Below are 8,256 nucleotides of genomic sequence, written 5' to 3'. Positions count from 1 at the left end.
TCCTATATTTTTCAGTGCTTCAATCATATTTTTATTTTACGAGTTTATAATGGGTTGGTGAGGGACAGCGTTTAGCTGTTATATCGACCTTGTTAGTAATATATTTCACAGAGAATAAATGTAACATAACTCCCAAATTATGTCAATAGTGGAATTTAGCCCAAGTTTATCAAAGAACATTTTCATTTCCCCTGATAGGTTATTATTGAAAATATTTTCAATAATAACCCGGCAGTTTTTTTTTACTGTTTAGTATCTTCTTATTGTAATTAGCCTGTTCCAAGACCATCTTATAAAACGGCATGAGATATAAGGTAAACACCTCATATCGCCCATTATGAAAAGAAGGTGTCTTCATTTCTATTTGAGACACATTAATTAAATTAACCAAACTGCCGCTTTCAATAATATTGACTATTTTACCTTCGCATTCTTTGAAAAAAGTTTCATCGCAGGTTTGGTTATATCCAATCTGGATCTTAATGTTTGCTGACAGATTTTCAAGCCCATCATCCGGACGATCAATGACACCAACCCACATTGTTACTTCTAATGAGCCATTATGTTTATATACTCGTGCTATTATATAACAATAATATATATCAATGATATGTTTACTTAAACATATAAGATCATCATACCATAATTTCTTAGGGCACTTAAAGTTATACTCATTGAGTAAACGTTGAAATTCATTTATAACACTGTGAAATTCAGATTTCATATTTATTACTAATGGTTTGCAGCGTTCCGCCTTATTCAGTCGGTAGTGCTGTTTGTTATAAACTCTTTTTTCTTTATTCTTTTGCCGTTACATGTAAAGCCATAAGTAAAAGCTGCATCTATGGTTTGTTTTGCACTCTCAAGAATATAATGATACAAATTATCATATTTACTAAAGCATGGAGAAAGAATGTAGAAGTTTTTAATATTTAAAGGAATATAAATCCCCGTCATATCGGATATTCCATAGCGTGCTTCCTCCAAATTTGGTACTGGTATGGAAATAGATATTTCAAACTCTTTATTAGATGGGAAACGTTTTGCCCGTTTGAAAATCCCAATCCCCCCATTAGTATTTCGAAGATTTATCTGTATGAGAAGTTTCCAATCTCCCAAATCATCTAAGTTGATTTGGTTATTGTAATCTTCCATATAACCATTCAACTCTCGGTAAATTGAGCGCAGTAAGTCCAATTCTCCAAGTTCAGGGATTTCACTACTTATTAAAACTGCATATTGATTATTCATACATTCATCCTTATATCCAGAGTTTATAATGTTCGGCAGCGTTCCGCTTATTCAGTCGGTCTGCTGTTTGTTATCAACTTATATTTTGTCTGACAACACCATGTTCATAAGCCAAACTATCACATTCTTTTTGCATATTGGTCAGAACATCTTCGACCACTTTTAAGGAAACTTCTTGTGGTACATTTATGGATACGAATGAAGAGAGATTAGAAATCTCTACCTTGCATCCCATATCAAGTAGTTTGTCTCTGACCATCTGCATACGTTTATCGTTAAAATGTACCCTCAATGTGCTATTTCCAGAGGGATTCACTATGGATTGAAAATGATATTCGCCATCTTCTTCTGTAACACATATCTCATCCCCCAAACTGATTCCATAGGTATAGAATGGCACATTATCGACAATATAGGTATCATTACTTGCCTTTTTGCACCACAAACCTTCAATAGAAAATGGTGGATAGCCATCTTCATCTTGTTCCAAGTGGAATAGCACTTTTATATGTTTGTCTTTTTTCATTTTATTCATTAATAAGTTGATAATGTTAGGTGGATAATCGGCTGTTGGTAGATTAATCCGTTTGTTAGTCGCTCTATTGTTTCCAGAATTTTTCAAGTTCATCATACTCTCCAAACCAATACTGAAAAGCTATCTTATCAATGCCGTTTTTGCCTCTCCAAAAATCCACTGGGTAATTCCAATCAGAACTTCGGCTGCTTCTTGGAGTACATCCTTCATTAAACTCATAAAAGGAACCTCTATATTTTTCAGTGTGGAGAATACTAAGGTATCCCATTATTTCCAACAGACGTTGTAAAGCTAATTCTGCAAACTTAACACTTATACGCTTTTCCTCTTTCTTCCAATGCTTGAAAAATTCTTTTTTCTTCAACAATTTGTACACATAACGAATCCCGTCTGATTCCTGCACGGATGTGATAGTCTCAAAGATTTCTTTAAGAATACTCAGCCCTTCCTTTTGTTGTTTGGGATCATACAGGAAATTCACACTTTCCCTATTCTCTTGCTGTAAGCATTGTACCATGTGAAAAACATCAGATTCATTCACCCCATATTTGGGATTGAATGGATATTTTTCAATATCTTTCTCAAAGGAAGACGAACAAATATAACAAGAGTTTATTGTAGGTTCATCCATAATTTCTCTTTGTTGTTCTACGGTCATATTCTCAAAGGAGAGGTATTTTCTTTCTAAGAATAGTTTTTTATTTTCTTTTATCCACAACCTCTCGTCTTTGTAAAAATCACCTGTTTTAGGAATGTCGTATATTGAATATGAATGAACATAATATGTTTTCATTTTCGACAAAACTTGAAGCCCAAAATGAATCCGACCTATTGGCAAGGTTTGTATGAATAGCTCAGTAAGCCGCTTCTTGTCAGAAGAAGTGTACTCTTTCAACAATAGTTCTATGGCTTCGTTATGTGTCATTTTTATTATTATTTTTAAGTGGCTAATGTCCGGCAGATAATCGACCGTTAGGGAGATTCATCCGCTTGTTATCGTCATAAATTGTACTTCATTAATAATGATTTAAATTCTTCATTTAACCTCTTTCCTCCAAATTGAGCAGCAACTTTTTGAATACTGTCTTTTTGCATTACAAATTCCAATTCAGTAGGCTTTAATTGAGAACAACACCAATCAAATACACGCAAATTGGGAATATCGGCAATGTTTTTTATATCAACTAAATTTTTACATTCCCAAATAAATAACCAATATAAACTATGTAAGTTCGATAAATTGGGGAATTTGCTAAACGGTTTTATGTTACAAATGATTAGTTCTTCTAAAGGAGAAAGATTGGCTATATAATCAAATGTTTGCTCTTCTTTTGTGGCAATACCATTAATACATAATCTCTTTAGATGTGTCAATTTGTTTAATGCTGTATAGTCATTGAATTTACACGAATACATCCTGATATCTTGCAATTCGGGCATATCCAAAATAAAATCCATTGAGTTGCCTTTAATATGCCACAACGATAACATGGTTGCATTTTTATACTTGTTCAATTTGATTTGAGGACAAGTAAGATATGCAACGTGAACACCATTCTGCTCAATTCTTTTTATTCCTTTCTCCATGTTCGTTTTTATTTTAATGACGATAATGTCCGGCAGATAAACCGCCTTCAATGTTTCATCTGTTTGTTAGCAACCGCTTTTACCATTCAGGAAAATTATCTTCTATATATTGTTCTAACGATGGAGCGATGGTTTTTATTTCGGCATCACTATCATGATAGTATATTTCGACCTCTCCTTTAGAATTTATCATTATGGGATTGCCAGAACCATCATCTGAAATCACATAAGTATCTGTAACTTCAGGATGAACTTCTCTTAATGATTTAGTTTCTTCGACCACATTTTCATTGCCGTCTAAAGCATTAATCATCATTCCTGCGTATGCTGTTCCGAAATTCTTGATAAAGTCTATATAGTCAGAACTAAATTTTACTCCTAACTCTTGTTCCGCACATAATACCTGCTCATCAGATGCAGGTGTCCCAATCATATCATGTGCCGTTAGAAATCTTCTCAATCGTTCTATAAGTTCCTTTTTCATATTTATTTCCTCGGTGGCTAATGTTTGGCAGCGTTCCGCTTTTAGTCGGTTTGCTGTTTGTTAGTCGCTTATTCTATATCGGTAGTGTTTTTTCTCTTGACACAAGCATTCTACCTCTATCATCGTAAAGCGTAAATAGTCTTTGGGATTCTGATATGAGCATATCTTCAAAAGAATCCCATGACAAGAGAGAGGTAGCATCTCTACTTTTACAGAAATGAACCTTTCCATTTTCAGAATCTATATAGAGCTTTGAGCCATCATATCTATATCCTCCAATGAAAAAATAAGTATCTTTTGCGTTTTTAGGTCTTTCGTAAATGTTTGACTCAATTAAGCCATAAGGCTCTGGAGTCGCGTTTGGATTTCGATTATATGATTTTCTCATTCCATACAAACTGAAATGGAAGAAAAGATGTAAGCCATTGGAATCAGTCATTAAAAACGAGCGGAATTGAGCCGGAATCTCTCTTTTCAAATCTCGCTCTAACTCAACAATATCATCTTCATTTAGCGTAGCAAAGACGCAAAAATTATATGCTTCAGGAGCAATGAAAGGTGCATGACCATATTCTTTTGTCCCGTTTTCATATTCTTTACATCCATACTTTTCAAAAGTCTGAATGTATTTCTTTATTTCTGTAAACGCACTCATATTCTTTTTTCTTTTATTTTTTCAAGCGACTAATGGTTTGCAGCTTGCCGCCGTTAGGCGGAACAGGTGCATGTTATTCGCATATTATTCGGGTCGCCAATATGGATGTAATGCCGTTCCAATATTAAACATTGGAACATTAAACTCATTTATCCATTCAAGGCGAGTCCAAATGCCAGAGTTTTCACCGACCATAAGCATCTTTTCATTACAAAAAACAGCTTCCATTTCATAAGGGCGACGACCAATTTCAAAGTTCATTACAATAAATCTAACTGGAGCTTTATCTTGTAACGGTACAACAACCGAATTGCATTTTAAGGTGGATTTTGCCACTTTACCTAATGTCTTTCTACTATGTCTTACAGCTTCAATAGAGCGTTTGGCATTTCTCGAAATCGCCATAGGTCTATATATCGGACCAAATTCCGGCTCTACATCATTTGGCAAGACATCCATTTTATCTACTAACTTTGTAAGACCGTCAATCATCATTTCTTTTATTTCATTTGAATTAATATTGCAAAATCCCGCCCATGCAACAAGCTGTTTGTCGGTAGGAAAACTCTCGCCGTCCACATCAAACCACACATTAAAATCGCTGCCCAAAGAATTGATATAGATAGGAGATTTGGCTGTATATAGTCCCCAATCATCAATTTGCCAAAGCGAGCAATCAAAGTTTGATATATAGTTTTTTTCTTCCATTTGTTTTTGCGAATAATGTTCGGTGGATAATCATCATTAAAGGAGATTGATCCGCTTGTTATCTGCCCGCTTTATTCCTCTTCTTCGATAAAATGATTTATAAAGTAATTGAATGACTGGGCGATGTAACGAGTATTTGTTTCAAAGTTGTATTCTCTTGAAGCGTTTTCGTCCCACTCGTCAGTCAAGTAATAGTAAATCTTTTTATTCTTCAAGTTCAACGCATAATAGTTTCCACCCGAATCCATAGCAAAAGGCAACAGATTGCATGGCATTAAATTCCTACTCCATATATCTTTGGCTATGACTTCAATTGTTTCAAAAGCATTGGTGCGTTCCTTTATCGGAAAGAACGCATTTATCTCCACCCGATCCAAATCCTCGTCCTGCGGTTGATAACAATATGGTGATGGCATACCACCGTTGAACTTGAGGTAAAAGTTCTTCATGCCTGCCGGAATCTTTACATTCAACTCAACCTCAAAATTCTTTATATCTTCTTTTGTTAGCGAAGCCGAACAGTCCGAAAGTTCAGGCATTACACCTGCTGTCTCCGTTTGTCCCTCTTCGATTTCTTCTATTGCTGGAATTGCTTTGTGCCCGTCCAAAACAACGAGATTGTCAAAGAAATCATCTATTGAATTTGCAACAAGTCGTGGCTCTCCAAAATTGAAGATTACATCTTGCATCCCCACAATAGGGTAAAGATAGATCTTTCCATTAACCAAGTCTATGGTAATCCGACCTTCATCGGTAGATTCCATAGCAAAAATAAGAATGCTATCAGATATAGCTCCAGCTTTTCTTAACTCTAATGTTTCGCCTTCTGCCGTATATCTGGGGTCATTCTTAAAATCCTTGTTATATTTGAATGGGAAGAAATCTTCAATTTCCACCTCTTGATATTTATTTATGCTTGCGGTCTGTTTCGTAGAACCTCCATTATATTGTAAATAGAACTCTTTCAGTCTTTCCGGCAAGGCATAACCCAATTTACTCTCTATTTCTTCAAAATCTTTGAGAGTAAGACTTTTTTGGCAATTTTCTAATTCTATTTTCATATTCATTCTTTTTATGGGCAGATAATGTTTGGCAGCGTTCCGCTTATTCAGTCGGTCTGCTGTTTGTTATCAATGCCTTACCGATTATAAAGTTGATTTAGCATTTTGAAATAATCATTTCCAAACCGTTCAACATAATCATCCATTACGCCGTATATGTTGTTTTTACTATCAACAAGCAAGACCATATATCCATGTTCGTATTCCCCAAAAGGACAAATATCCGAAACATGGAGTAGTTCACAAAATTGGTCGTAGAATAAGTAATGCGGATTATCGTTTAATGTTTTCTTTAGATTAAAATGCACATCCACTTTTGGAAACTGAAATTCCTGATTGTAGAAATAAATAAGGAAATCTATCAACTTTGGAGTCGGTTGGTAGTTTGCTTTAGAATAAATTGCCATAAGCTCATTCGGGCTTATGATTACCCGATTTTCCCAGTGGCAATTTGTTTTAAGATATTGCTTCAGTTCCATACTACTTTTATTTTTTATTTTGCACATTGATAATGTTCTGTGGATAATCGACCTTTATAGGAGATTAATCCGCTTGTTAGTTGCATATTTATAATCTCGATAAAAGGATATTTAGCTCCTTTATTTCCTGCCTTTCATCATCATATACCAAAGCATTTCTATATGAATGATTGCTTGTACATATCGTTCCTATCTTGGGAATTTCTTGTATGTCAGAGTTGGATATTAATAATCCATTCAAGATACATTTACCTATATATGCGGAATGTTCCTTGAATAAGGGAATTTGTTGCAATCGTTGGATTATTGCATTAAGTGCTATGTCTTTTTCTTGTTCCCTGATTGCAGACAAAGGTAAGAGTAAATGGAACAGTACATCTCCATATTTCTCTTTTGTAATCCTCATTAATTCCGAATATGTGAGATACTTCAAGTGAAAGTTGCCACTAACTTCCCCGATTAAAGTGTCATTCAAAAAATAATATGTACAGCAAGGATGAAATTCTATTGTCAATACAATATCGCTGCCGATAGGAAGTGTTAGAGTTCTTGGATTTTCTATTTCACCTTGATTTTCGGATGTTTTCAAATCAATTTGAGATAGCCAACACCAATATTTCTTGTACTTCTTTTCATCCAACAATGTTGGTACAAGTTCTTCATCCCATACTTCATCAAAATTCGCATCCCTTTCTTCATCAAAGGCTCGAATATGATGATGTAACATTACGTTCCAAAAAAGCGCATTTGAAAACGAATATTCTTTTTCTGATATTACATTCATTTTTATTTCGTTTTTGACCGCAACTAATGTTCGGCGGATAATCGACCATTTAGGGAGATTCTTCCGCTTGTTATGTGCCTTACTTACTATTCCTCATATTTCTCAGCATTTTCAAGCCCTCGTATAAAATCCTCAAAATTTTCTGCTAATGTAGTTATTTTGAAATCTGATTCTTGATCGATATGCACAACTTTTGGTTCTCCGAATGGACCACATTCTCGATAATCCAAGAAAATCATATCATGCCCAGCACTCGGACAGTCACAAATAGCCACACCTATTTCCGGATATCCCCATTCATCAATCATAAACTGACTGCCAATTTCTCCACATAGTGAATAGTCCTTTTCCCTACCTATACCGTAAATGCCAGTTATAGCAATATGGTCTTCAGCCCAATTTGTGGGTGAATCAGTAGGGAAGCATGTATTGAAAGGGATGCCTCCATTATGCTGCTTCATCAGCCATATATAGGAAGCTGGCAACTTGTATCCTAATTCTTTCTCTACATCAGCTATCAATTCATCAGTTGGGGCATCACTGATATACTCCTTGCGGGCATAGTAATTATCATCCCAAAAGTTTGTAAAATCAAAACCTTCAAATTCTTGTTTCATATTCTCATTTTCTTTTTTTGTGGCACATAATGTTCGGTGGATAATCAATCTTTCAGAGAGATTTATCTGCTTGTTATAAACCTATTTGAAATTTG

The 8,256-nt window shown here is 34.9% G+C and carries 12 protein-coding genes; all 12 read right to left on the bottom strand.

The genetic code is table 11. The annotated features are described in order from the left end of the window. Positions 1-217: 217 nt before the first annotated feature. The 12 genes from DW033_RS23780 to DW033_RS23725 all read right to left on the bottom strand — a co-directional run bounded on the left by DW033_RS23780 (position 218) and on the right by DW033_RS23725 (position 8,161). Positions 218-724 carry an Imm25 family immunity protein gene (locus DW033_RS23780; RefSeq protein ID WP_117899961.1) on the bottom strand — a complete coding sequence of 169 codons (507 nt, stop codon included), beginning with the start codon at positions 722-724 and terminating at the stop codon, positions 218-220. Positions 725-759: 35 nt separating this feature from the next. Then, complete coding sequence (gene imm9, locus DW033_RS23775; RefSeq protein WP_008620116.1) at positions 760-1,251, bottom strand: Imm9 family immunity protein; 492 nt, start codon at positions 1,249-1,251, stop codon at positions 760-762. A gap of 73 nt (positions 1,252-1,324) precedes the next feature. Continuing rightward, positions 1,325-1,882, bottom strand: coding sequence for a DUF4265 domain-containing protein (locus DW033_RS23770; RefSeq protein ID WP_223805097.1), 558 nt, complete (start codon positions 1,880-1,882; stop codon positions 1,325-1,327). Next, positions 1,851-2,711 (bottom strand): hypothetical protein, encoded by an 861-nt coding sequence (locus tag DW033_RS23765; protein ID WP_028728886.1) that lies wholly within the window; start codon positions 2,709-2,711, stop codon positions 1,851-1,853. Before DW033_RS23765 ends, DW033_RS23770 begins: the two co-directional genes overlap by 32 nt. Positions 2,712-2,785: 74 nt before the next feature. Further along, a complete protein-coding gene (locus DW033_RS23760) occupies positions 2,786-3,373 on the bottom strand; it encodes a hypothetical protein (protein ID WP_044192934.1) in 588 nt (195 codons plus the stop codon). Positions 3,374-3,452: 79 nt separating this feature from the next. Then, positions 3,453-3,857 (bottom strand): SMI1/KNR4 family protein, encoded by a 405-nt coding sequence (locus DW033_RS23755; RefSeq protein ID WP_028728888.1) that lies wholly within the window; start codon positions 3,855-3,857, stop codon positions 3,453-3,455. Positions 3,858-3,930: 73 nt separating this feature from the next. Continuing rightward, positions 3,931-4,512, bottom strand: coding sequence for an SMI1/KNR4 family protein (locus DW033_RS23750; RefSeq protein ID WP_028728889.1), 582 nt, complete (start codon positions 4,510-4,512; stop codon positions 3,931-3,933). 84 nt (positions 4,513-4,596) lie between these two features. Then, on the bottom strand, positions 4,597-5,220 hold the full coding sequence (locus DW033_RS23745) for a hypothetical protein (protein WP_009132149.1): 624 nt from the start codon (positions 5,218-5,220) through the stop codon (positions 4,597-4,599). A gap of 71 nt (positions 5,221-5,291) precedes the next feature. Next, on the bottom strand, positions 5,292-6,287 hold the full coding sequence (locus tag DW033_RS23740) for an SMI1/KNR4 family protein (protein WP_007558975.1): 996 nt from the start codon (positions 6,285-6,287) through the stop codon (positions 5,292-5,294). Positions 6,288-6,358: 71 nt separating this feature from the next. Continuing rightward, positions 6,359-6,760: an SUKH-3 domain-containing protein gene (locus DW033_RS23735; RefSeq protein ID WP_032851350.1), complete on the bottom strand. Its 402-nt coding sequence runs from the start codon at positions 6,758-6,760 to the stop codon at positions 6,359-6,361. Between the two features lie 88 nt (positions 6,761-6,848). Beyond that, positions 6,849-7,544 carry an Imm19 family immunity protein gene (locus tag DW033_RS23730; RefSeq protein ID WP_009040066.1) on the bottom strand — a complete coding sequence of 232 codons (696 nt, stop codon included), beginning with the start codon at positions 7,542-7,544 and terminating at the stop codon, positions 6,849-6,851. A gap of 86 nt (positions 7,545-7,630) precedes the next feature. Then, positions 7,631-8,161, bottom strand: a complete 531-nt coding sequence (locus tag DW033_RS23725; RefSeq protein WP_004295476.1) for an SMI1/KNR4 family protein — start codon at positions 8,159-8,161, stop codon at positions 7,631-7,633. Positions 8,162-8,256: the final 95 nt, after the last annotated feature.

This window comes from Parabacteroides sp. AF39-10AC (genome assembly GCF_003635405.1).
Lineage (GTDB): Bacteria > Bacteroidota > Bacteroidia > Bacteroidales > Tannerellaceae > Parabacteroides > Parabacteroides distasonis.
Note: the sequence above shows the minus strand (reverse complement) of the source record. Positions and strands in the feature narration are given on the sequence as shown.

Coding starts and splice junctions, on each gene's coding strand:
- DW033_RS23735 (WP_032851350.1), bottom strand. CDS start 6,760: ATGGAACTGAAGCAATATCTTAAAACAAATTGCCACTGGGAAAATCGG.
- DW033_RS23730 (WP_009040066.1), bottom strand. CDS start 7,544: ATGAATGTAATATCAGAAAAAGAATATTCGTTTTCAAATGCGCTTTTT.
- DW033_RS23765 (WP_028728886.1), bottom strand. CDS start 2,711: ATGACACATAACGAAGCCATAGAACTATTGTTGAAAGAGTACACTTCT.
- DW033_RS23750 (WP_028728889.1), bottom strand. CDS start 4,512: ATGAGTGCGTTTACAGAAATAAAGAAATACATTCAGACTTTTGAAAAG.
- DW033_RS23760 (WP_044192934.1), bottom strand. CDS start 3,373: ATGGAGAAAGGAATAAAAAGAATTGAGCAGAATGGTGTTCACGTTGCA.
- imm9 (WP_008620116.1), bottom strand. CDS start 1,251: ATGAATAATCAATATGCAGTTTTAATAAGTAGTGAAATCCCTGAACTT.
- DW033_RS23740 (WP_007558975.1), bottom strand. CDS start 6,287: ATGAATATGAAAATAGAATTAGAAAATTGCCAAAAAAGTCTTACTCTC.
- DW033_RS23770 (WP_223805097.1), bottom strand. CDS start 1,882: ATGATGAACTTGAAAAATTCTGGAAACAATAGAGCGACTAACAAACGG.
- DW033_RS23755 (WP_028728888.1), bottom strand. CDS start 3,857: ATGAAAAAGGAACTTATAGAACGATTGAGAAGATTTCTAACGGCACAT.
- DW033_RS23780 (WP_117899961.1), bottom strand. CDS start 724: ATGAAATCTGAATTTCACAGTGTTATAAATGAATTTCAACGTTTACTC.
- DW033_RS23725 (WP_004295476.1), bottom strand. CDS start 8,161: ATGAAACAAGAATTTGAAGGTTTTGATTTTACAAACTTTTGGGATGAT.
- DW033_RS23745 (WP_009132149.1), bottom strand. CDS start 5,220: ATGGAAGAAAAAAACTATATATCAAACTTTGATTGCTCGCTTTGGCAA.